Annotated in this window: 19 protein-coding genes; 3 read left to right on the top strand and 16 right to left on the bottom strand. The window is 59.6% G+C overall.

Annotated features, from left to right (window positions below; all coding sequences use genetic code 11):
- Window positions 1-26 precede the first annotated feature (26 nt).
- The 4 genes from ACI3K0_RS17305 to ACI3K0_RS17290 form a co-directional block, all read right to left on the bottom strand.
- The gene (locus ACI3K0_RS17305; protein WP_183820905.1) at window positions 27-236 is read right to left on the bottom strand and encodes a hypothetical protein; all 210 of its coding nucleotides are present in this window, start codon (window positions 234-236) and stop codon (window positions 27-29) included.
- Window positions 237-372: 136 nt separating this feature from the next.
- Window positions 373-1,404 carry an alpha/beta hydrolase gene (locus tag ACI3K0_RS17300; RefSeq protein ID WP_183820904.1) on the bottom strand — a complete coding sequence of 344 codons (1,032 nt, stop codon included), beginning with the start codon at window positions 1,402-1,404 and terminating at the stop codon, window positions 373-375.
- A 157-nt stretch (window positions 1,405-1,561) separates the two neighbouring features.
- A complete protein-coding gene (locus tag ACI3K0_RS17295) occupies window positions 1,562-2,836 on the bottom strand; it encodes a DUF763 domain-containing protein (RefSeq protein WP_404945774.1) in 1,275 nt (424 codons plus the stop codon).
- Window positions 2,837-2,862: 26 nt separating this feature from the next.
- A complete protein-coding gene (locus ACI3K0_RS17290; RefSeq protein ID WP_404945773.1) occupies window positions 2,863-4,047 on the bottom strand; it encodes an aminotransferase in 1,185 nt (394 codons plus the stop codon).
- A 123-nt stretch (window positions 4,048-4,170) separates the two neighbouring features.
- Here ACI3K0_RS17290 and ACI3K0_RS17285 point away from each other — a divergent pair, with 123 nt between their 5' ends.
- Together ACI3K0_RS17285 and ACI3K0_RS17280 are read left to right on the top strand one after the other, a co-directional pair.
- A complete protein-coding gene (locus tag ACI3K0_RS17285) occupies window positions 4,171-4,836 on the top strand; it encodes a sulfite oxidase-like oxidoreductase (protein ID WP_404945772.1) in 666 nt (221 codons plus the stop codon).
- A 638-nt stretch (window positions 4,837-5,474) separates the two neighbouring features.
- Window positions 5,475-6,068 carry a TetR/AcrR family transcriptional regulator gene (locus tag ACI3K0_RS17280; protein WP_404945842.1) on the top strand — a complete coding sequence of 198 codons (594 nt, stop codon included), beginning with the start codon at window positions 5,475-5,477 and terminating at the stop codon, window positions 6,066-6,068.
- Between the two features lie 69 nt (window positions 6,069-6,137).
- Here the strand turns inward: ACI3K0_RS17280 and ACI3K0_RS17275 are convergent, their stop codons facing one another.
- The 12 genes from ACI3K0_RS17275 to ACI3K0_RS17220 form a co-directional block, all read right to left on the bottom strand.
- Entirely contained in the window at window positions 6,138-8,483 is a 2,346-nt protein-coding gene (locus tag ACI3K0_RS17275) for a polysaccharide biosynthesis tyrosine autokinase (protein ID WP_183820900.1), read from the bottom strand.
- A gap of 70 nt (window positions 8,484-8,553) precedes the next feature.
- Entirely contained in the window at window positions 8,554-9,459 is a 906-nt protein-coding gene (locus tag ACI3K0_RS17270) for a UTP--glucose-1-phosphate uridylyltransferase (RefSeq protein ID WP_148143057.1), read from the bottom strand.
- Between the two features lie 44 nt (window positions 9,460-9,503).
- On the bottom strand, window positions 9,504-10,454 hold the full coding sequence (locus ACI3K0_RS17265) for a glycosyltransferase family 2 protein (protein ID WP_404945841.1): 951 nt from the start codon (window positions 10,452-10,454) through the stop codon (window positions 9,504-9,506).
- Between the two features lie 2 nt (window positions 10,455-10,456).
- Complete coding sequence (locus tag ACI3K0_RS17260) at window positions 10,457-11,386, bottom strand: glycosyltransferase family 2 protein (protein ID WP_404945771.1); 930 nt, start codon at window positions 11,384-11,386, stop codon at window positions 10,457-10,459.
- On the bottom strand, window positions 11,383-12,387 hold the full coding sequence (locus ACI3K0_RS17255; protein ID WP_404945840.1) for a glycosyltransferase family 2 protein: 1,005 nt from the start codon (window positions 12,385-12,387) through the stop codon (window positions 11,383-11,385). The genes ACI3K0_RS17260 and ACI3K0_RS17255 overlap by 4 nt, the downstream gene beginning before the upstream one ends.
- A gap of 38 nt (window positions 12,388-12,425) precedes the next feature.
- Window positions 12,426-13,619, bottom strand: coding sequence for a glycosyltransferase (locus ACI3K0_RS17250; protein ID WP_404945770.1), 1,194 nt, complete (start codon window positions 13,617-13,619; stop codon window positions 12,426-12,428).
- 67 nt (window positions 13,620-13,686) lie between these two features.
- A complete protein-coding gene (locus ACI3K0_RS17245; protein ID WP_404945839.1) occupies window positions 13,687-14,409 on the bottom strand; it encodes a glycoside hydrolase family 16 protein in 723 nt (240 codons plus the stop codon).
- Window positions 14,410-14,482: 73 nt separating this feature from the next.
- Complete coding sequence (locus tag ACI3K0_RS17240; protein WP_404945769.1) at window positions 14,483-15,601, bottom strand: acyltransferase; 1,119 nt, start codon at window positions 15,599-15,601, stop codon at window positions 14,483-14,485.
- A 543-nt stretch (window positions 15,602-16,144) separates the two neighbouring features.
- Window positions 16,145-17,173, bottom strand: a complete 1,029-nt coding sequence (locus tag ACI3K0_RS17235; RefSeq protein WP_404945768.1) for a polysaccharide pyruvyl transferase family protein — start codon at window positions 17,171-17,173, stop codon at window positions 16,145-16,147.
- Between the two features lie 39 nt (window positions 17,174-17,212).
- Complete coding sequence (locus ACI3K0_RS17230) at window positions 17,213-18,709, bottom strand: lipopolysaccharide biosynthesis protein (RefSeq protein WP_404945767.1); 1,497 nt, start codon at window positions 18,707-18,709, stop codon at window positions 17,213-17,215.
- Window positions 18,710-18,801: 92 nt separating this feature from the next.
- Window positions 18,802-19,719: a glycosyltransferase family 2 protein gene (locus ACI3K0_RS17225; protein WP_404945766.1), complete on the bottom strand. Its 918-nt coding sequence runs from the start codon at window positions 19,717-19,719 to the stop codon at window positions 18,802-18,804.
- Window positions 19,720-19,736: 17 nt separating this feature from the next.
- Window positions 19,737-20,024, bottom strand: coding sequence for a hypothetical protein (locus ACI3K0_RS17220; protein WP_206823573.1), 288 nt, complete (start codon window positions 20,022-20,024; stop codon window positions 19,737-19,739).
- Window positions 20,025-20,467: 443 nt separating this feature from the next.
- Between ACI3K0_RS17220 and ACI3K0_RS17215 the strand changes: the two genes are divergently transcribed.
- Window positions 20,468-21,436, top strand: coding sequence for a glycosyltransferase family A protein (locus ACI3K0_RS17215; protein WP_404945765.1), 969 nt, complete (start codon window positions 20,468-20,470; stop codon window positions 21,434-21,436).
- Window positions 21,437-21,439: the final 3 nt, after the last annotated feature.

The following is a 21,439-nucleotide window of genomic DNA, read 5'->3' as shown; positions in this document are numbered from 1 at the left end:
TGTTCCGGCCATCACGTCAAACCGTGTCAGCCCGCATCACCGGCATCGGCGACACGCTCGTCGCGCTCGACAGCATCGGCCCCGACGCCGCATGCCTTGCGGGCCTTGTTGAGTTCGATACTCTCTGCGCTCGGTCTTGTCTTGAACATGGCCTCGCCGGTGCCGCAACTGCGGGCGACATTGGGCTGGCTGCTGCCGAAGCGGGTGGCTTCTTCCGATGTGCTTCCACGGGTCATCATGTCCTCCTCCAGGCTAATGCGATAACACCGCAGGCCGGCAGAGGGTTCCATTGTCGGCCGCACGGCATGCGCCAATACTCCCGCGGATGCCACGCGGGAGTTTTTGCAGACTGTCCGGCGGCTGCGGCTTGTCTTACTTCCACAAGCCATGGCGTTTCGCGAAAGTCTCGAACAGCGCCAGATGCGGAAGATCCTTGCCATTTTCGATCAGCCCATGCCCGCCGACTTCGAAGAGATGCAGTTCGGTCGGCGTCTTTTGGGCGCGCAGGGCGTTAAACAGGATCAGGCTGTTTTCCGGCGCAACGGCCGGGTCGTCACCCGCATGGGCAAGGAAGGTTGGTGGCATGTCGGCGGGAAGGTTGAATTCCAGCGAGATCTTGCGCTTCTCCTCATCCGTACCGCCCTTGGGGAACATGTTCTTGACCGAGGTCTCATGCGCATAGGGCGCCATCATGGTCATCACGGGGAAGAACATGCCGGTGACGAGCGGCTTGGTCGGGAGCTTGTCGGCCTCATCGACCGGCGCATAGGTTTCGCGGCCGAAGCTTTCCGTCAGCCAGCCGGCCAGATGCCCGCCTGCAGAGAAACCGGCAACGCCGACGCGGGCGGGATCGATGCCGAATTCCTTGGCGCGGTGGCGGATCAACCGGATTGCGCGCTGGGCATCCTGCAGCGGCGCTTCCGGGCCCGCAGCCCAACCGTCATGCGGCAGGCGGTAGGTCATGATGAAGACCGTCGAGCCCAGGCTGGCAAAGATCTTGTCGATACTGCTGCCGGAACGGGTCACCGCGACACGCGTATAGCTGCCGCCGGGAATCATCAGGATGGCCGAGCCATCCGGCTTGGCTGGCCGCTGTACCATCAGGATCGGATTGGTGACATGCATGGCGGCCGTATCGTTCGGATCACCATCCTTCGGATTGCGCAGGATCCACTCCTCCTTCGCCGCCACTCCCGCGCTGCCCGGAACCTTGCCCTCCGGCCAGATCGGAAAACTTTCGAGCTGCGGCAGAAGCGGAAGCTTCATCCCCTGCGGTATCTCACCCGGCTTTCCCGCAACAGCAACCGGCGTTGTGCCGGAATTCTGTGCAAGTGCGGCGACCGGCAAAAGCGCAGAGGCTGCGACGGCGGTGAGAAGCTGACGGCGATCCAATAAGGCTGGCATGATGATGATTACTCCCTTTCACATGACTCCTGATGTGCAGCCTAGGGAGTAGCCGGATTGTGACAAGCGGCCGACATGCCGCAGGGCCGCAGTAAAGCCCATGCCGCGACACTGTGTCGGAGGCCAAAGTGATTGCTGTCAAATATCGGGAAAGGTCTTAAGGGGCGAGCTTTCCGCCCTGCTCCGGCCTGTCGCTCTCCTCCTCCGGCGGCTCCCAGCCAAAAACGCTGCGGCCGCCCCATTCATGCGAATGGCGAAACTCGCCGGCGATGATTTCCTTGAAATCCGGACCGGTGACGTAGCGTTCGAGGCTCCGCGCCTGGTCGTCTAGGCGACGCAAAGCCTGCAGCTCTTCTTCGCGGCCGAGCCTTGCCTTGCCGACGGCGGATTTCATAACCCTGATCGTCTCGTCATAGACTTTAAGCGGCACCGGAAACGGATGCCGGTCCTTGCCGCCATGGGCGAGTGAGAAACGCGCAGGATCGGAAAAACGGCAGGGCGCGCCATGCACGACTTCCGCCACCATGGCGAGCGCCGAAACGGTGCGGGCGCCGACACCGGGCGTCATCAGCAGATCCTCGAAATCCTTCGGCCCACGATCGGCAGCGGCGGCGAGCGTACCGTGAAGGCGTCGCATGTTGACATCCTCTTCGCGGACATCGTGATGCTCCGGCATGATCAGATGCGGCAACATCGGCTGCGCTGAGGGTTTCCTCATCCGCGAGGGATCGAGCGAAATGACTTCGCGGACTATTCTGTCCGGCCCGAGCGAGGCAAGCAGATCGAGCTGGCCGCTGCGCGAGGCAAGCGCCCGGTGATCCGCCAGATTGACGATCTCGCCCTGCCCTCTGCCTTCGATGGCCGCATGGGGTGAATCGAGAAAGCTCTTCAACCCCTCCGAATGCCAGTGATAGCGCCGCGCCTGTCGCCGCGCATCGTTCATGCCCTGCTGCACAACCACCCATTTGCCGTCATCGGTGACGATGAAACCGTGCAGATAAAGATCGAACCCGTCCTGCACGGCGGCACTGTCCACCTTGGCGACGAGCTTGCTGGTCTGGGCGAGTGCTCCGCCATCGATGCCGACGCGATTGCCGATGGCGATCAGCTCCTCCGGCGTCTGGCGCGAGTTCTTGCCGCGCCCGCCGCAGACATGGATGCCGAGTTCGCCGGATAAAGGCGTGAGCCCGCGCTTCAACGCACCGATGACGCTGGTGGTGATCCCTGACGAGTGCCAGTCCATACCCATCACGGCGCCGAAGGACTGGAACCAGAAGGGATGCGCCATCCGCGCCAGCAATTCGTCACGGCCGTAGTGGATGATGATCGCTTCGGTGATCACCGCACCGAGCCGGGTCATGCGTTCGCCGAGCCACCGGGGAACCCGGCCGCTGTGAAGCGGAAGATCGGCGCTGCCTGAACGTTGAGCCATGCCCCGTTATAGGCGCGCCGTGCCGATTACGACAGCGAAAAGTTCTTCAAACGTTCCGTCAGTCGACCGATCGTCTCGGCATCCGCATTGGCAAAGGCAAAGCGCAGATAATTCTGCTGGCCCTCGCCGAAATAGACGCCCGGAATGCAGGTGATGCCGGCACGTTTGGCAAGCTTTTCCGCGACTTCCGCCGAACCGACACCGGCAAACGGATGCCGCACGAAGGCGAAATAGGCGCCGATTGCATCGAGCTTCCAATCGGGAAGCTGCTCCATGACGGCCTTCAAAGCCTCGGCGCGGCGGCCGATTTCCTGCCGGTTTTCCTCACGCCATCCGGCGAGCAGCGGCAATGCTGCGGCAACGGCACCCTGGGCAGCACGCGGCGCGCAGATCTGCAGGTTGTCCATGATCTTGGCGACCTGCCCGATCACCGCTTCGCTCGCCGTGATCGCACCGAGGCGGTGGCCGGGAATGCAGAAGGATTTCGAGAAACTGTAGAGGCTGATCAGCGTCTCTTCCCAGCCTGCGAGATTGAACAGGCCGTGCGGCTTCTGGCCCGCCTCGGGAAGGAAATCGCGATAGGTTTCGTCGAGGATCAGCCAGATGCCTTTCTGCTGGCAGAGCTTGAAGATCGTCTCGAGCAGCACCGGCGGATAGATGGCACCGGTGGGGTTATTGGGCGAGACGAGCGCTAGCGCCTTCACCTCGGGCGTGATCGCCGCCTCGATCGCGGAAAGCTCGGGCAGGAAACCGTCTTCTGCCTTGCAGGGCACGAAGGCGGTCTTGATGCCCATCATCGCCAAAGTGGTTTCGTGGTTGAAATAGAAGGGTTCGGTCATCAGCACCGTATTGCCGGGACCAGCAACCGTCATCGCGGCGCAGACAAAGGCCTGGTTACAGCCGGAAGTGACATGCGTATTGGCAGCCGCGAGCGGGGCACCATACACCTCGGCGACATGCGCACCATAGGCGTCACGCAGCGATTGATCACCTTCGATCGGACCATAACCGATATAGGCGGTGGACGAAGCCGTCTCGCCGAGCAGTCGCAGCATCTCGGGATGCGCCGGATAACCGGGCACGGCCTGCGAAAGATCGATCAGCGGCCCTTTCGCACCATCATAGGCGCGGCCCCATGCGGCAACCGAAGGAACGGGCGGAAGCGAAAGCTTGTCGACGAGCGGATTGAAGCGGGAATTTGAGGCGAGCATGATGTTCCGGAGAAGATTTTAAAAGACAGGCAATTGAATTGCTCCTCTTCTTCATCAGATTATCCGATGACGCAAGCGGAACCGCATTGAACATCGCCTCCGGCACCCATGGGAGAACCGCAAATGGCCGACGATACCCCGGCACAGCAAGATTCCAAGCTGACCATCACCAAGCGCAAATGGGCCGATGAAGGAAAATTCCTCACCGGCCACCATGCCCGGCCGGAAACCGACAGGCTGCCGCCCGGCCAGCATCTGGTGAAGAACTGGCCGGTGCTTGATCTCGGCCAGCAGCCAAGCATTTCCACGGCTCAATGGAAACTTGAGGTCCACGGCTTCATCAACAATCCTTTGACGCTCGACTGGGCCGCATTCCGGGCCCTGCCGCAGACGGACATGCTCTCCGACATCCATTGCGTGACCACGTGGTCGCGTTACGACAACAACTGGAAAGGCGTCTCCACCCGTGACTTCCTCGATCTCGTCGATCCGAAGGAGGAGGCTCATTCGGTGATGCTGACGAGCTACGACGGCTACACGACGAACCTGCTGCTCTCGGACTTTTCAAGCCCCGATGCGATCATCGTTACCGACTGGGAAGGCGCGCCGCTAACGGAAGAACACGGCGGCCCCGTGCGCCTCGTGGTGCCGCATCTCTATTTCTGGAAAAGCGCCAAATGGCTGAAAAGGATCGATTTCAACGGTATGGATCATGCCGGCTTCTGGGAGAAAAACGGCTATCACATGCGCGGTGATCCGTGGGCGGAAGAGCGGTATTCGGAGGATTGAAAGCCGGTCGCGTTATGGCATCAGAGGATGCAGTCGCGACGTCTCAGCAGATTGCAATTTTCACGAGAGCCATTACAGATCAACACCATAGATAGTTCAGTCTATTTCCAGAAAGCTATTTATGCGCCTGATTGTGGTTTTCCTCCTGAGCCTGTTTGTCGCGGGCTGCAGTCCCCTGTCCAAACGTATAGGAACCGTACTGGTCAGAACCGACGCGAATGGCAAAATGGCATCCGTATCCATGCGGGATTCAACGGGCAATCCCAAAGCCGATGCACGGTACATGCAGTATGCGCGAACGACATTTCCTTCTCGGATGCCGAATGCCAAACCCAATACGGGATACACCTATCCAGTCCACGGAGATCCCAGCGTCACTTCGGGAAATGTCATTGCCTGGCGCCAGCTAGGGAGATGAGAACCGCGGAAATCTATGCTGCCATCTACGGACTGGTTTTTCCGCCTTAAGTCGCGTGAACAAGCCCTTATTTCCTGCTCGCTCGACATATCGCATTTCACGCATGACATTCACCCTGCTTCCGGTTTAAAACGAAGAGGACTTCCAATTCGGAGGCTCCTCCATTCAAACCAGTGACTTGATGCCAAGCGTCAGGTGACGATCGCGCAGGAGCATGACTTTGGCCTCGGCCACGCCGGAAAATGCAGATCAGACACCGCCGAAACTGCGTGCGGATGCACGCCGCAATCGCGACAAGCTGATTGAAATCGCCGCTCAGGCCTTTGCCGACAATGGCGTAGAGACCTCGCTGGAACATATCGCCCGCAAGGCCGGGGTCGGCATCGGCACGCTTTACAGGCATTTTCCGACACGCGAACATCTGGTCGAGGTCGTTTATCGGCGAGAGCTGCAGAATCTGGCGGATGCGGCCGACGAACTGTCGCGCACCGAAGCCGCCGACATCGCACTCGAACAATGGATGCGCCGCTTCGTCAATTACATGGCTACCAAGCGCGGCATGGCGAGCAGCCTGAAAATCATCGCCAGCTCCAACTCCACCATGTTCGCTGAAGGGTTCGGGCGGATCCGCTCATCCTTCGACAAGCTTTTGACGGTAGCGCAGGAGCAGAACCTCATTCGCAAGGATATCGGCCAGTCGGACCTGATGCACGCCATGTCCAGCATCTATTCCATCCCCGACACGCCCGAATGGCGCGACAGCGCCAATCGCCTGATCGGGTTGTTGATGGATGGATTGCGCGTTCAGCGCTGAGGCAAACTCTACATGCAAAAACGGCCCGGAGAACCGGGCCGTTTCTGTTTGATGGAGATCGTCGCGCCGTTATTCGGCGGCGACTTCCTTGTAGTCCCGATAATAGGACAGATAGTTGCTGCGCAGACGCTCCGGCGCACCCGGATCGGCGTATTTGTGCAGTTCGGAAAGATCCGTCTTGTTGAGGATGACGCCGATCGTCTTCGCGGCGATCTGCGGTTCCGACTGCAGCACGCTCTGCACCGCCTTGGCCGGCGTCGCGCCCCATTCGGTGACGAACACGAAGGCATCCGCGTAAGGCTCGAACGCCTTGGCATCGATAACCGGGATAAGCGGCGCAAGGTCGACGACAATAACGTCAAACGTGTCCTTGATGCTTTCCAGGAACTGGCTCATGCCGCTGGAAGCCAGAAGCTCGCTCGTATGGGTAACCTGACGGCCACGCGTCGTCATCGGCAGGATGGTGAGGCGCGAACGGCGGTCGACACGGGCAACGCTGGTCCACGACGTCTTGTTGAGAATGACGTCGACCAGACCGACTTCCGGTTCGCTTGCCAGCATCTTCGAAAGACCCGGATTGCGAAGGTCGGCGTCGATCACCAGCGTGCGGGCACCGCTCGATGCGATGAGACCCGCAAAGTTTGCGGCGACCGTCGACTTACCCTCGCCCGGCAGGCAGGAAACGACACCGATGACGGCGCATTTCTTGCCCTGAAGCACGATATCGCAGGCAAGCTTGGTGTTGCGCAGCGTTTCGGCGAACTGCGAACGCGGAGCCTCGACCGCAACACGCATCATGCGGCGGAAGGAGATCGGATCGCCAACCGGTTGGTTGGCGGCTTCGCCCTGTTCCGGCACAGCGCTCGGCTTCGGCGCGTCTTCACGTGCGGCACCGGCAATGCGCGGCAGGTAGCCGAGGAAGCGCATGCCGAGCTTCTGCTGCACGTCTTCGCCGGTGCGGAAGAAGCGTTCACGCAGTTCCAGAACGGCGGCGGCGGCACAGCCGATCAAAAGACCGAGAATGACCGACAACGCTATGGTCAGCGTCTTGCGCGGGCTGGACGGCGAGACAGGCACACCGGCATCGGAAATCACGCGCGCCTTGGCGATCGGCAGGGACTGCTGTTGCGAGGCCTGTTCGAAACGCTGCAGGTAGGACTCGTAAAGCGTTCTGAGGGCCGAGGCCTTCTGTTCCAGCTCCTGCAGCTGAACCATGTTCACATTGGCATCGGAATTGTTGCCTGCGACGCGCTGGATATTTTCCCGCATCGATTCCACGCGCGACTGGGACACGTCCAGCTCGTTCTTGAAGCTGCCCGTCAGCTGCTGCAATTCGCGGAACATCTGGTTGGTCACGTCCTGCTTCTCGGCCTTCATCGCAATCGCCTGCGGATGATCGGCGCCGAACTGCTGGATGATCGCCTGTTCGCGATCGTTGATGCCGATATAGCGCTTGCGCAGATCCTGCATCACGGTGTTGTCGGTGTCGCGGTTGGAGACGACCGCATTGTGCACGGCCGCTTCCGGCCCCTTTTCGATGATTGCCTTGTACTGATTGTAGCGGGCGGCGGCGGTTGCCGCATCAGCCTGAGCCACGATCAACTGGCTGTTCAAATCGGAGAGCTGCTGCGCTGACAGAAGTTCGCCGCGCGGGGAAATCAGCCCTTTGTCGCGCTTGAACTGTTCGACGGCAAGCGACGCCTGCTGCGAACGGGTATTCAGATCGTTCAGACGTTCCTGCAGCCAGATGCTGGCGCGTTCGGTAGCGTCGAAATTGGCGTTGAGCTGTTCCGTCAGATAGGATTCGGCATAGGTCCTGGTGATCTGCGCCGAGAGAAGCTTGTCCGGCGAGCGCACGGAAACAGCGATGACCGAGCTGCGACCGACGCGTTCGACGGTCAGCCACTGCTGGATGATCGCGGCGGCCTTTTCACGGCGACCTGCTGCGATCTGCTCTTCGGTCAAGGCCGGAGCATCGGCGGAAAAGATCGATGTGACACCGCGCAGCATGCCCTTCACAAGATCGACAGGCGACTTTGGGGGGGCGACGATCAAGGCATTCTGGTCGAGCTTCGCCTTGTCAACGACGCTGAGTGCCAGTTCCTTCGACTTCAGGATTTCCACAGCACTGGACATGCGGTTGTCGAGCATCTGCGCGGACTGATTGTCCGACGCGTTTTCTTCCGCGTAACGGGACAGATTGTCGTCCATGAGAATATTCGTCATCGACGTATACATCGGCTGGGCAAAAACCAGATAAAGCCCGGCCAGAACGACCATTGCAGCAACGCAGGCACCGATCACACCCAACCGGCGCATGGCCGCAGACCACAGCTTGTCGAGGTCGATGAACGTGTCGTGGTCTTTCGGTTCCGGGGGAAATATAGTCATCGGTCGAAAGTTTGCCTGATCCATTGTGTCATCCGCTCTGGGGAAAATAGTGCAGGAAAGGCGAATGTCTCGCCTTTCCCATAATCATTATGCGTCAAGCCGCGCGTACCTTGGTCGCATGCGCATCCAGCAGTTCCTGGATCGTTACTGCCAGATCGCCGCTCATGTCGGCACGCATCATCGCGAAGGCGACGTTTGCCTCGATGAAGCCGCGCTTGGATCCGCAGTCGAATGTACGTCCCTGGTAAGGATGCGCATGGAACGGCTGAACCTTCAACAGTTTCTGCATGCTGTCGGTCAGCTGGATCTCGTTGCCGGCGCCGCGCTCCTGGCTTTCGAGAAGCTCGAAGATCTGCGGCTGCAGAATATAACGACCATTAAGGTAATAGTTCGACGGCGCATCGGCCGGCTTCGGCTTTTCCACCATGCCGGTGACCTGGAAACCATGGCGAACGTCCTGACCGATGGCCACCACGCCATAGCTCGACGTCTCTTCCGGCGCGCACTGCTCGACCGCAAACACGTTACCGCCGACTTCCTCGTAAAGGTCCATCAGGCCGGACATGCAGCCACGAGCACCATAGGAAACCATGTCGGGCAGAAGCAGCGCGAACGGTTCGTCGCCGACCAACTCACGGGCGCACCAGACCGCGTGGCCGAGACCGAGCGGCACCTGCTGGCGCGTATAGCTGACGGTACCGGCGAGCGGCAGCATCTTTTCCAACTGCGCGACCTGCACGGTCTTGCCTGAGCGGGTGAGGCTGGCGATCAGTTCGGGATTGCTGTCGAAATAGTCTTCAATGGCAGTCTTGTTGCGGCTGGTGACGAAAATGATGTTTTCGATGCCCGCCTGCATGGCTTCATCAACGGCATATTGCACGACCGGACGGTCGACGATCGTCAGCATTTCCTTCGGCATGGCCTTCGTCGCGGGCAGGAAGCGGGTTCCGTTGCCTGCGACAGGGATAACTGCCTTACGAACTGGTCTTTTCAAGTTCATTCCTAGTCCTTTCCAGGGGGCATACACGCCCGATTGATCGGATTTCAGTTGACACCGGCCGCCTTGGCGAACCGGCGCATGCGAACAGCGATAGGCATACGGAAGTGTTTTAACGCTCCCGGGGCTTTCAACGCGGTTTTGAGGAACCCACCGAGCGACTTGGCCTTGACCTCGTCGACGAGGGTGAGAAACGAGCGGGCTTCGATGATGCTGTGCGTACGGCGACGCTGCGCCGCCATCTCGGCCGGGCCGAGGGAGAAGCGCGCCATGAACCGGCGGTCGCCTTCCAGCATGTCATCAAGGTGCTGATGCTTGAGCACGCGGGAGATGGACCCCTGCATGAGATAATAGACATAACCCGGATTGGGATCGACCGCGCAGCGCGCGCCGCTTGCCAGAACCGAGGCGAACAGGATGTAATCCTCGCCGATCTTCAGGGCATCATCGAACCAGAGATCGTTCTTCGCCAGGAATTCTCGGTCGAAAACCGGCTTCATGTAGCCGTAGTTGAAGGTCGTCTTGAAGATCAGGTTGGAATCGATGAATTCCGCGAGCGCGATCTCGCGCTTCTCCTGCAGAAAACGCTTGTCGAACATCGTCTTCGCAGGTCCGCCCTCCATCGGCACGACATCGACATTGTCGACGACGATCTGCGCGTCGAGCGTCCTTGCCCGTTGCAGCATCGAAAGCGAACGTTCCGGATAAACGGCATCGTCGGAATCGAGCGTTGCAACGAAGCGGCCGGTCGCAGCCGCGATACCGGTATTGCGCGCCCTGCCCGGCCCGCCATTTTGCGGCTGGCGGATCAGTCGCACGCGCGGATCGGTGTAGGTTTCCGCGAGAGCCACAGTTCCGTCGGTCGAACAGTCGTCAACGACGATCACCTCGACGGTAACGCCGAGCTGAGCCAGAGCGCTGTCGATTGCACGCGCGAGCGTCTCTTCCGCATTATAGGCGGCAATGATGAAGCTGATATCGGGTATCCCGCTATCCATGTTCACGCAGCCTCCGGGGCGCCGTATTGGCGGATTTCACGAACGCCGAGCATGCCCATCACGGCGCCGACATGCAGCGCGCCACGTAGCGCATAACGGTTGCGCCTCACTGGCATAAGCGTGAAGGCGGCGGCGACCGCACCACAATAACCGGCCTTTGTGGCAGCGATGAGAGCCTTGGGAAAACGCTTCACACCACCGCTCTTCGCCGCAACGATCCGGCCATGGGTCTGGCCGGATCGGAAACGACGCTTGGCAAGCCACAGGAAGCTGGCGCGACTTGCCGGCACCGGCTCCAGCACCAAGGCATCCTCGGCGAATTCGATCCGTCCGCCGCTTTCCGTCAGCTGCGAGAAGAAATGCGTGTCCTCGCCACCGCTCTGGCCGAGCGCCAGCGCGAAACGGCGGCCGGCAACGAGCGGCGAACGCATGTCGAGCAGCGTATTGCAGGTGTAACCGGTGATGATCCGGCCCTCGACCCAGACCGGCATGGTCGAGTGGAAATCGCCATTGCGCATCCAGGCGGCGCTGTCATCGCCATAAAGCGCGCGCACCGGGCCGAGTACGGCTTCCGCACCCGTCTGGCGTGCCTTTTCATAGAGAGCTGCCAACCATTCCGGCGTCGCCGTTTCGTCGTCGTCGATGAAGGCAAGAAAATCCGCATCAGCCGAGGTGAGGCAGGCATTGCGGGCAATCGAGATATTCGACTTCGGGCAATGGACATAGAGGATCGGGAACGGAGACTGCGCGCGAACACTCTCCACCAGATCGCTCGCACTGGGAACCGCATCATTGTCCGCCACGATCAGGCGCAACGAAACGCCCGCCGGAACGGTCAGCTTGAACAGCGATTCCAGCGTATCCCTCAGCGCCGGGCGCCGATAGGTGCAGATGCCGATGTCGATTTTTGCCACGGTGAGATCAGCCGTCATGCGACCTTCTTTCGTCGAATACGAAGCAGTTCCATCCAGAACCCGGCCGACCAGGCGAGGTGCATGATCATTGCGGGGATGGTGGCCAAGAGTGCGATCATGTTGCGCTGGCCGATCGCCATATAGGCACCGTAGGCGATGCAGGCGATCATCCAGACGGCAACCGGAACGGCCGCCCACCAATAGAGCAAGGCCAGAACCGCACCGGCAACCACGGGTGCGACCGCAAGCGGGATCGCCTGGCGGATCTTCGGGATGGAGCGATGCTTCAGAAGGTTCTTCGCCCGGCCACGGCCATAACCGAGATACTGGCGAAACAGCGCCGAGGCACTGGAGCGCGGATAATAGGTCATGAAAGTCTCGCCCGTCATCCAGATGCGGAAACCGGCGCTGCGAAGCCGGAAGTCCAGCTCGGCATCTTCGTTATGGCTGAAACTTTCATCGTAACCGCCGACCTGACGGTAAGCGGCGATCCGCATCAGCGCATGGTGGCCATGATCGACCCACTCACCGCCGCCGCCGGCACGGTGCTTGGAACCGCCATTGCCGAGCTTTGAATTCTGCGCGATGGCCGCTGCCTGCTGGAAAGCGCCGAAGCCGACCGTTTCCATGCCGACCACAACCGAATCCGCCTGATGCACGACCGCGTCCTCGATCAGCGCCTGGCAGTAATTGTCCGGATAATCCCCATGCGCATCGATGCGAATGAGATAATCGCGCCCGTCACCATAGGTCTGGATCGCGAGGTTAATCGCAGCGCTCTGGATGCGCTTGGGATTGTCGAGAAGCACGAGATCCGGGATTTCCCCGATCATGCGACGAACGATATCCGGCGTGCCGTCGCGGCTGCCGCCATCGGCTACGACAATCAGCATGTCGGTCTCGCCCCGCTGAAGCGAGAACTTGCGCAACAGCGCCTCGATCGTCTTGGCCTCGTTAAGGCATGGGATGACGAGAAGGACACGCGGATTGGCCGGGATTTCAGAAGGTTGGTTCGACATGTCGGAACCGGAAACGCTACTCACTACCATATTCCACCTCACGACTGCATGGTTGACGCAGCCTGCATTTCAGCAGGAGAGCGTAAATCGGGTTTTAACGATGCGAGCTTTCCAACCAGCGCCCGGCAATCGGCCGGGCCGGTGATCCATTGTCCGCGCTCGATGGCGGCGATGCGGGCAAATTGCTCAGCGTAAATTTCGGGTGTCATCTGAGAGAACATCGCTTCCAGTGCATCAGGCGTGGCGGCATCGATCGTCACGCCGATCTCGCGGCGGGCCAGAAAGCGGCCCGTCTCGGTCGACTTGAGTGCAATCGGCACCGCGCCATAGAGGCCACCTTCGTAAAGGCGGTTCGGCAGCAGCCATTCGGAATTTTGGCCCTCTTCGAAGAAATCAATCGCCCAGTTGAATTGCACCTCGTCATAGATGCGGGCGAGATCCTCCGGGTTCTGGTAGGAACCGTGAAAAGCGACATGTGGCGCGTCAGCGACGATCCGGTCGAAATCGGCAAATTCGCTATAGGCCGGGCGGCCGCGCAGCACGATCTCGACCTTGCCATCCATGCGGCGGGCGAAATCTGTCAGGATCGCAAGCGACTTGGCGCAGCGGATCGCTCCGAACCAGCCGATCCGCCATGGCTCGCCGGCTTTCGGCGCGCGCGGCACCGGCTGAAGCGGCAGACTATCCGGATCGAGTGCAAGAACCTTGTTTTCCAGGAGCAGTACCGGCAGCGAAAGCCCGGAGCGCGGCTGGAAGAAGTTTTCGACAAAGGCAGGCGAGCTGGTGATCAAAAGCTGCGCGCGGCGGCCGAAATGACGCTGGAATGCCCGCACCAGACGTCCCTTCCAGCCTTCGTCGAGCAACAGGCGATGGATATCGAGGCATTCGTAGACGATCGGCAGATTGCGATCGAACAGACGCGCCGCCTGGCCCGCCAGCGCCAGCGTCTCAAGATTGCGGGCAATGATCACGTCGGGGCGGTCGATAGCGGCAAGCCTGCCCTTCAGCCCAGCGCTCGCCTTGACGATCGCACCGATCCGCTGCGCAAACTTTCCGTCGGAGGTCTCGCCCAGCACGATGGTGCGCACGCCCGGCTCACCCTCAAGCAGGTTGCGTCCTCTGGTAAAGCCCGCAACCGTCACGTCTGCTCCCCCGGCCTTCAGGGTGAGCACACGCCGCCTGATGGCCGCATCGGCCAGATCATGGGCGAGATAGAGAACGTTTATGCTCAAACGGGCATGCTCCTGTGCTGAAAAACTCAACGCAATATGACAAGCGAAGAAATGGCTGCGGTCAGGCTCAATCGAGATTGCAGGCGACGGATTCAGGGAACTGGCACGCGTCTCCCTGGGCGGTGAAGGAAACCCGGTCGATCACCATGGAGGACTGCCCCTGATAGGAGAAGCGGCCCATCCAGTCCTTCAGCGTGTCGGTACCCCACAGGCTGAGCATGATCTTCTGGTCATTGGTCGGTATTTTCGAAGGATCGGTCACTTCATGAACGAGCTTGCCGTTGACGAAATAGCGCAGCCGATCCTTTTCCCAGACGAAGGCGTAATCGTTGAAACCCTGATCGGCGCCGCCGGCAACCGGAATGAGCTTCTCGTTACCGCCCTTGCCGTTGATATACTGGTTGACCTGAACCTGATTGGTGTTCTTGCCGAGCACCTCGAAGTCGATCTCGTCCCACGGCTTCTTGTCGGTCGGGCCGATATAGGTGAAAAAGGCCGAGTTGAGGCCGGAACCGGTCGCCGCCTTCATCCGCACCTCATAGGTGCCGTAAAGGTAACGCGACTTGGTCTGCACTTCACCGCAGAGAAACTTGCGGTCCTTCGACTGGCCTTCCGAAAAATTCAGCGTCAGCGCGCCGCCCGCCGTATCGATCTGCTTCTTCGACCAGGTGCAGTTCTGGTGCGAGCCGTTGGCCCAGCCATCCGCGACATACCAGAAGGACCGGTCGAAACTGTCGAAATTCTCGACGAACGACTTGTTGTTCAACGTACCCTGCGCCGCAGCCGGCATGGTGGCGGACAGAAAGGAAAGGCCCAGAGTGGAGATGGCGGCCGCGATTTTGATGGCGATGGTCGTCATTGTTTCACCTGCGCTGTTGTGACAGTTTCGGTTCCATCGGGTGCGAAGACCCGACGGGACGGCTCGAAGTCGCTTTCGCGAGTTTTTCCCTGCGCCCGCGGCTGCCGGTCAGGATCTGATAAACGGGCGACGCAATCCGCATCATGACGGCGTTGCTGATCACCAAGATGACAAGCGAGACGACAACCGAGCCGAAATAGAAAAGCGGATAGGCTTCCGCCGTTCCGACGCGGTTCCACACCATCCACAACGCCACGAGAACCGGATAATGGGCGCAGAACACCCAGAAGCTGAGGCTGCCGGTCGAAGCCAGCCGCCTGCCCAGCCGTGTCTCGATCGCAATCGCCGAGATCATCCAGAAACCGAAGGCGCCGATGATCGACAGCACGTTGCGCGCAAGATCGACGCCCCGGGGATAAGCGGGCTGGCTCAGATAGATCGCCAGTGACAGGACGAAGGCCGCGGCGAGCGTTGCGATCGAACCCGGCCATGCGAAACGGTCCAGCGCCTTCAGGTCGGCGGCACGCAAGCCCAGATACATGCCGAGCGCGAAGCTGAACAGGATCGAGCGCTTGACGACGATGGCAAAGCTCAGGTCCGGAATGACGGCAAGAACGAAAAGCACTGCAAGCACCGGGATTGCCGCGTGACGCAGCATGAACAGCAGGATCGGCGACAACAGGATGCAGACGAACAGATCGCGCAGGAAATACAGCGGCACATTGGCCGGCATGCCTTCGAGCGCAAACGCATAGGTCAGCATCTCACGCACCGATGCCGTGATATCGGGAAAATAACCGACACCGATGCCGGCGCGCTGCAGGCCGAGGATCGCCACGAACAGGCACAGGTTCCAGATCAGGAAGGGCAGAAGCACCGTCATCGTCTTGGAACGAACCACCTTGCCGTAGTCGAAGGATGCCGCGCCTTTGCGCAGCAGAAGATAACCCGAAATCATGCTGAGGCACGGGACGCCGATGCGGAACAGGCTGTCGCCAAGGAAAACACTCAGCCAGTTGAACCAACCGGTCTGGGCAATCACCACATCGGATGCCGGATCGTGAGGCACATGCACGAAGACAATGCCGCAGATCAGCAGGATACGCATCAAATTGATACGCAAGGATATGTTCTGATCAACAGTCAAACCAGTCACCCCTTTTGAGCAGTGCCTCCCGTCACCGCCATTTCAATCAGAGCAGACTTGAGCCCGCGTGAGTGAGAAGCATCACGTGAAGTTTCGGGTAAAATGTGGCAGCGCAGCAAATTTGGCAGGTGCGAAATCTAGCAGTGGTAACTATTCGGCGCTCAGTCATTGGCTTTTGTCAGGCCGGAAGCACTGGTACATAGGGGCTTTGCAGGCCAAACTAATATAAGAATGCTGCAGTGCAGCGAGACTCAAAATTAAAAAAACAATCACGTTTTCTCGCGTGATCGTGCATTGCACGTGAGAAGACCACGTCAACAATGGCGAATTGAGGCAAAAATATGGCAAACATGAGGCGAAATCGGTGATTTGCCCGAATCGCCGGAAACCGTTTGCCGGCAGGTGTCCACCCGCTATCGGGCGCCGATTGCGACAAAAAAAGCGGCCGGACGTTTTATCGCCCGGCCGCCTTGGCTGGATTTTTAGGATTTCATTTACCCTTGCGGGCGAGACACCTTGTCAGATGGTTGTCGCGCGGCTGAGAGCCGTGCGCTTATCCAGAACGTCCAGCGCCTCGTCGATATTCGCCACCAGCGCCGCCCGGTCGCCATTGGCGGTCTGCCAGGCGTCGATGAAGGTGCTGGTCTTGCCGTAGCTGTTGTCGAGCACGCAATGATCGGCATCGAGAAGCAGGCTCATGATATGACCGTGCATTCGGTCGGTAATGACCTGCCGTGCGGAACTCAACAGCCGCACGCCGCGGTCAAAACGCTGCTGCGCCCGCTCGCGATAGGCGAGTTCCGTCATCTTCGCTCGCCCGCCGACATCGCCGCGCAACAGGCCCTTGATGATGGCAGCACGCTTGGTGCGCTTCTGGAAATCGGCTTCCTCGTGTTCCGGCCAATCCGCCACGATCACATTTGGGCGTGCGATGGCGCGGGACTTATCATGTGCCGCGCCGACTTCCTGGTCCGCCCTAAGGTTAAGGAGCAAGTCATGGTTCGGCGCAAGGCGCTTCACGGGACCGATCCAGAAGGCCATGTCCGGGCAAAGCCGGACTTCGCACTGGAACCACTTCTTTGCGAACTCAAAGCTCTTCTTGTCGCGCACCAGGAGCTTGTAATTGCCGTGCTTCTCGATCGCGCGTGCCGTGCTGTCGACGTTTTCCTGGTTCTTGAAATGGATCGTCTGCGGCATCTGGATAACCGGACGGCCCTGGTATTTCCCCAGTATATGTTCGCGAAACTCGCGGAAACCCGGCCAGATATCGCCGAAATTGCCGCCGCCATGCAGCAGGATCTGGCCGTCGCCGATCGCAGCCAGCATCCGCTCGTCGCTATGGGTCGGGATTTCGCTGACAAAGCTTGGCTTCGACTTTACCCGGTCGAAATAGGCCAGTTCCCCGAGCCAGATGGCGCTGTCACCGATATTGTAATGGTTCGGAAAATCCAGAAGCGCGTAACGCCCGGACAGATCGACCAGATCGGCGAGGTTGTCGTGAATTACACCCTGAAGCCTCTTGATGGTGGCAGCACTTGTTTCCTGCATGGGATCTCCTTGGACGTACGGTCTCATTTCCAATTGGGTCTACTTTTGCGCCAGCAGGCGGAAGCGTGCCGGCAGCATCGACATGATCATGGCGAGATAGGGCCGGATCATCTTAAAGGCGAAAATCAGCATGAATGCGGCATAGATGGCGCCGCCCAGCGCAATGCAAAGCCCGGTGCCAAGCCATGCGGGTGTTACCGCCGCAAGGATGAACGGCTTGGCGAACCAGACGCAGACGGCCATGACCAGCGAACCGATGAATGGCATCGAAATCGCCTTCAGCGTTCCCAGTGAATCGATATGGGCAAAGCGCTTCAGCACATATTGCTGGTAGGGCATGGTGAGCCACGCCCGTAGCGCATATCCGGCAGCAACCGCGATGATGCCATAGGGCACCAGCAGCCACGTCAGAATAACCGTCATCGCAAGCTGCAGCGCCGCCACTGACAAGATGCTCTGCGCCTTATTGACGGCCGCAAGCGCCGAGGAGGCAAACACGTTCATCACGAAGGGCACGGCCATCATGACGAGCACGGTCGCGACATCGCCGGCATTGCCCCATTTGTCGCCGAACAGGAAGAGGATCAGCTGATCCGACAGCGCACCAAAGCCGAGTAGCAACGGGAAGGTTCCAAGCGCTGCCAGACCGACGATGCGGTTATAGGCGTTGCGGAAGCTGACCGGATCGTTCTGCAGCTTCGACAGCGTCACCAGCGCGACACTGCCGATCGGCGACAGCACGGCCTGCGAGATCAGCTCGATCAGCCGCCAGGCGATCCTGTAACGCCCGACTTCCGTCGGTCCGAACCATCGCGAAATAAAGATATCCTGCACGCGGGCAAGCATCATCCAGAGAATTTGGCTGACCACGAGGCTGACGCTGAACAGGAAGATCGAGCGGAAGATAGCGAAGTTGAAGCGCAGCTTCGGGATCCACCGATAGGACAACCAGCCCAGAACGACGAGCACGATGCCATTGACTGCGGTCTGCGCCACCAGCGACCAGACGCCCCAACCGAGAAACGCCGCGGCCACCGCCGTAAGACCAGACAGAAGGCTCGCGGCAATGCTCTGGGCGGCAAGGCTTTTGTGGCCGAAATCGCGCGCCAGTCGGGCATTATGGATGACGGCGAGCGATGACAGAGGCAGGAAAAGCGCCAGCCATTTGAGGATTGCCGCGACATTCGGATCGCGGACGAATTCACCATAGGCGGGTGCCGCAAAAAAGATGACAACTCCGACCGAGACGCTGAAAGCAACCGAGGCCCAGAAGGCGGTATCGGCCAGCTCTTCGTCCAGTTCGAGCTGACGGGTGACGGCATCGCCAAGCCCGGCATAGGCAAGCACCCGGCCGATTTCGACGAACAGGCTGGCAAGCGCAAACGTGCCGAAATCCGCAGGCCCGAGAATACGGGCCAGGATAACGAAGATGATGAAGGTCGCGACCGTGCTCCACCCGACGCGCACGATCGACCACAGGATCGATGTCGCGGTTTTCTTTTTCAGGTCGCCACTGTCGACGGCTTGAGCATCCATGAACATTCCAATCGATTAGAAGGCGGCGCAAACCGCCCCATATGCGTCTTGGCCCGCATGGCGTGGACCGTTTCCGAAAATGTCCGGATGTTTTAAGAGGTCTGGCCCGCCCGGCCGCTGCGCCAATAGGCCCAGAGTCCGGCAAAATTCTGCTTCACCGTGTTCCGATAGGTCAGCCCCAGCGCGCTATCGAGGTTCTTGCCGCCGAAATATTCCTTCAGCGCCTGGCGCACGTCCCAGCGGAACATACCGCGCATGTTGGAATCCCGCACGAACATGTATTTGGCGTAAAGCGCGCCATTGCCATAGGAATAACCGTCGAACAGCCGCTGAACTTGGCTCATGCTGCGTCGGCCATGGAAATGCTTGACCACGAGGGTCGGAACATATTCCACGCTGAAACCTTCACGGAAAGCCCGGTGGATGTAATCCGTATCCTCGCCGGAGCGGAACGTGGCGCCAGCGCCGAAGCGCACGTCGAATACACCGACCTTGTCCGCCAGCGCCTTCGGAAAAGCCATGTTGCAGCCGTGGATAAAGCCGCCCGGATGATTGTAGATGTTGAGGACCGCGTGTTCCGTGTCCGTCTTGATCGTGATCGGCAGATCGCGCTCGTCGCCCAGGTCGATGCGGCCGCCACGCATGACGGGGGCGGTGTCATTGGCGAACAGAGCGGCGATGGTGGTGAAATAATCCGGCGAGACTTCGCAGTCGTCATCGGTAAAGGCAAGGATGCGCCCGCGCGCGTTCTCGATCCCGGTGTTGCGGGCATGCGACAAGCCCGGACGGCTTTCGAAGATTAGCGTCGTTTTGATCGGAGCGGTCTCGCTCCACCTGGCGACGACCTCGGAAGTTGCATCGGTCGAACCATTGTCGACGAAGATGAACTCGAGCTTGAGGTCGCGCGCTTGCAGCGCGGCATGGGAGATGGCCTGCAGGCAGCTATCGAGCCCGAAGGCGCGATTACGCGAAGAAATGATGAGGCTAATATCGACAACCTCGAACGTCATCCTGTTCCCTTCAACCGTTAAGCGAATAAAGCGGCTTGCCGCCACTTCGTCACCAAGAGACTTTTTGCACTGCAACAAACCACGAAAGCAATCAGGAGTGCAATTGGGGTATTTTCATGATTGCTGCTCACAGATAGGGCAGCTTTCGTACCGGAACATTGCCAGCGCCAGATATTTTGCATACCCGCCTTTCTTGTCGGAAAAATGATAATCGGTCGCTTCAATCCACTGTTTTTAGGTAAAAACAGGCGATTTTGCTCATCTGAGCCTGCTGCGCCGTCACGCGAAAACAGCACGAAATTCACCCTTTCGCCGTATTCACCCTTCTAAAATTGGTGCAGTGCCCAAGATTAGGATCGCGTCTCTGCGCTTGCGCAACCACGACACCAACATGGCGTTTGCGACATCTGTCGCATCGACGGAAGCGCGAATCGCCAAGCCGAGAATGGCGTCGGACTGCAAGAATTGGGTCCGCGCCCTCATCATTTGGAAAGGTCCGCTGATCGTAAAACTGCGTCTGTTCAGGCCTGCTTGACCGTTCGTGGGCCACCCGCTGTAGCCGCCCAGGCTGCCAGCTTCGACAGATAGACCTGCGTCCGCAAGGGCGCAGATGCTTTCACCGCCATCCCTGTGTTCCGCAACGGGCAACAGCCCGGCCCCGGCCTTGTGATACGCGCCCTCTCCTCTCTCCAAGAAAGATGGACAGCCACCCAAGCTCACGTTCCAGAACTGCTAAGGAATTCAAAACATGGCTAGTTTTACTGTTGTCATTCCGTTCTACCAACGGAAAAAAGGAATTCTGTCCCGCGCGCTGAAATCGATATTCGCGCAAAGTTTCAAGGATTTCGACATCGTCATCGTCGATGACCAGTCGCCCCTCTCCGCTGAAACGGAATTGCGCGACAGCCCCGCCGAATGGAAGGCGAAGATCCGCGTCATCCGCCAGGAAAACGGCGGACCGGGTGCAGCCCGCAATACCGGCCTGGACAATGTTCCGCCAGAAACACGCTTCGTCGCCCTGCTTGATTCCGACGACCTATGGCGCACCGACCACCTGAAGAACGCCCATGACTTCATGACCCGCTTCGAGGCCGAGTGCTATTTCGCCTCGATGCAGGAAAGCGAGGAATTCTATTACCATTTCGGCATGGCCAAGCTGGCGGAGACGGAGGAAGGCAAGACGCTGGTCGAAGATCCGCTCGTGCTGGAGATCCCCGAACTTGCCAGCGTCATGCTCAAGGACTGGGCCTTCCTGCACCTGAGCTGCATGGTGATCGGGCGGCCGCTGTTTGAAACGATAAGGTTTGATCCGGCGCTGCGGCTTGCCGCCGAGGACGTGCTGTTCTTCGCCGATTGCATCCTGAATTCCAAGCGAACCGTCCTGTGCGACGCGCCCGGCGCTGCCCGTGGCATGGGCGTCAACATCTTCCATGGCATCGACAACCAGTCGCCGGAATTCCTGCAGCAGCAGTTCAACACGCTGGTGGCGCTCGATACGCTCGAAACGCGTTTCGAGGACAGGCCGGAGGATGTCGCGTCGATCACCTCCTACAAAAACATCGCAAGACGACAGGCGCTCTGGAGTCAGGCTGGACGGCTGAAGCGCCGTCAGTCGCCCGATTTCGGAATGCTGGCACGCTGGGTCATGCGCGACCCGGCCATTCTTGGCGCAGCCGTCAAGCTTGGCGCAGGCAAGCTCGATCGCGGGCGCGGATAATCC

Source organism: Rhizobium sp. ZW T2_16, assembly GCF_044987325.1.
Taxonomy (GTDB): Bacteria; Pseudomonadota; Alphaproteobacteria; order Rhizobiales; family Rhizobiaceae; genus Neorhizobium; species Neorhizobium cellulosilyticum.
The sequence above is the reverse complement of the archived record's forward strand: the minus strand, read 5'-3'. Positions and strand labels throughout refer to the sequence as shown.

Bases quoted from the DNA above. Each gene is read 5' to 3' on its own strand.
- ACI3K0_RS17230 (WP_404945767.1), bottom strand. From the start codon at position 18,709: ATGGATGCTCAAGCCGTCGACAGTGGCGACCTGAAAAAGAAAACCGCG.
- ACI3K0_RS17235 (WP_404945768.1), bottom strand. From the start codon at position 17,173: ATGCAGGAAACAAGTGCTGCCACCATCAAGAGGCTTCAGGGTGTAATT.
- ACI3K0_RS17275 (WP_183820900.1), bottom strand. From the start codon at position 8,483: ATGGATCAGGCAAACTTTCGACCGATGACTATATTTCCCCCGGAACCG.
- ACI3K0_RS17285 (WP_404945772.1), top strand. From the start codon at position 4,171: ATGGCCGACGATACCCCGGCACAGCAAGATTCCAAGCTGACCATCACC.
- ACI3K0_RS17270 (WP_148143057.1), bottom strand. From the start codon at position 9,459: ATGAACTTGAAAAGACCAGTTCGTAAGGCAGTTATCCCTGTCGCAGGC.
- ACI3K0_RS17225 (WP_404945766.1), bottom strand. From the start codon at position 19,719: ATGACGTTCGAGGTTGTCGATATTAGCCTCATCATTTCTTCGCGTAAT.
- ACI3K0_RS17265 (WP_404945841.1), bottom strand. From the start codon at position 10,454: ATGGATAGCGGGATACCCGATATCAGCTTCATCATTGCCGCCTATAAT.
- ACI3K0_RS17305 (WP_183820905.1), bottom strand. From the start codon at position 236: ATGACCCGTGGAAGCACATCGGAAGAAGCCACCCGCTTCGGCAGCAGC.
- ACI3K0_RS17255 (WP_404945840.1), bottom strand. From the start codon at position 12,387: ATGTCGAACCAACCTTCTGAAATCCCGGCCAATCCGCGTGTCCTTCTC.
- ACI3K0_RS17260 (WP_404945771.1), bottom strand. From the start codon at position 11,386: ATGACGGCTGATCTCACCGTGGCAAAAATCGACATCGGCATCTGCACC.
- ACI3K0_RS17245 (WP_404945839.1), bottom strand. From the start codon at position 14,409: ATGCCGGCTGCGGCGCAGGGTACGTTGAACAACAAGTCGTTCGTCGAG.
- ACI3K0_RS17290 (WP_404945773.1), bottom strand. From the start codon at position 4,047: ATGCTCGCCTCAAATTCCCGCTTCAATCCGCTCGTCGACAAGCTTTCG.
- ACI3K0_RS17300 (WP_183820904.1), bottom strand. From the start codon at position 1,404: ATGCCAGCCTTATTGGATCGCCGTCAGCTTCTCACCGCCGTCGCAGCC.
- ACI3K0_RS17215 (WP_404945765.1), top strand. From the start codon at position 20,468: ATGGCTAGTTTTACTGTTGTCATTCCGTTCTACCAACGGAAAAAAGGA.
- ACI3K0_RS17295 (WP_404945774.1), bottom strand. From the start codon at position 2,836: ATGGCTCAACGTTCAGGCAGCGCCGATCTTCCGCTTCACAGCGGCCGG.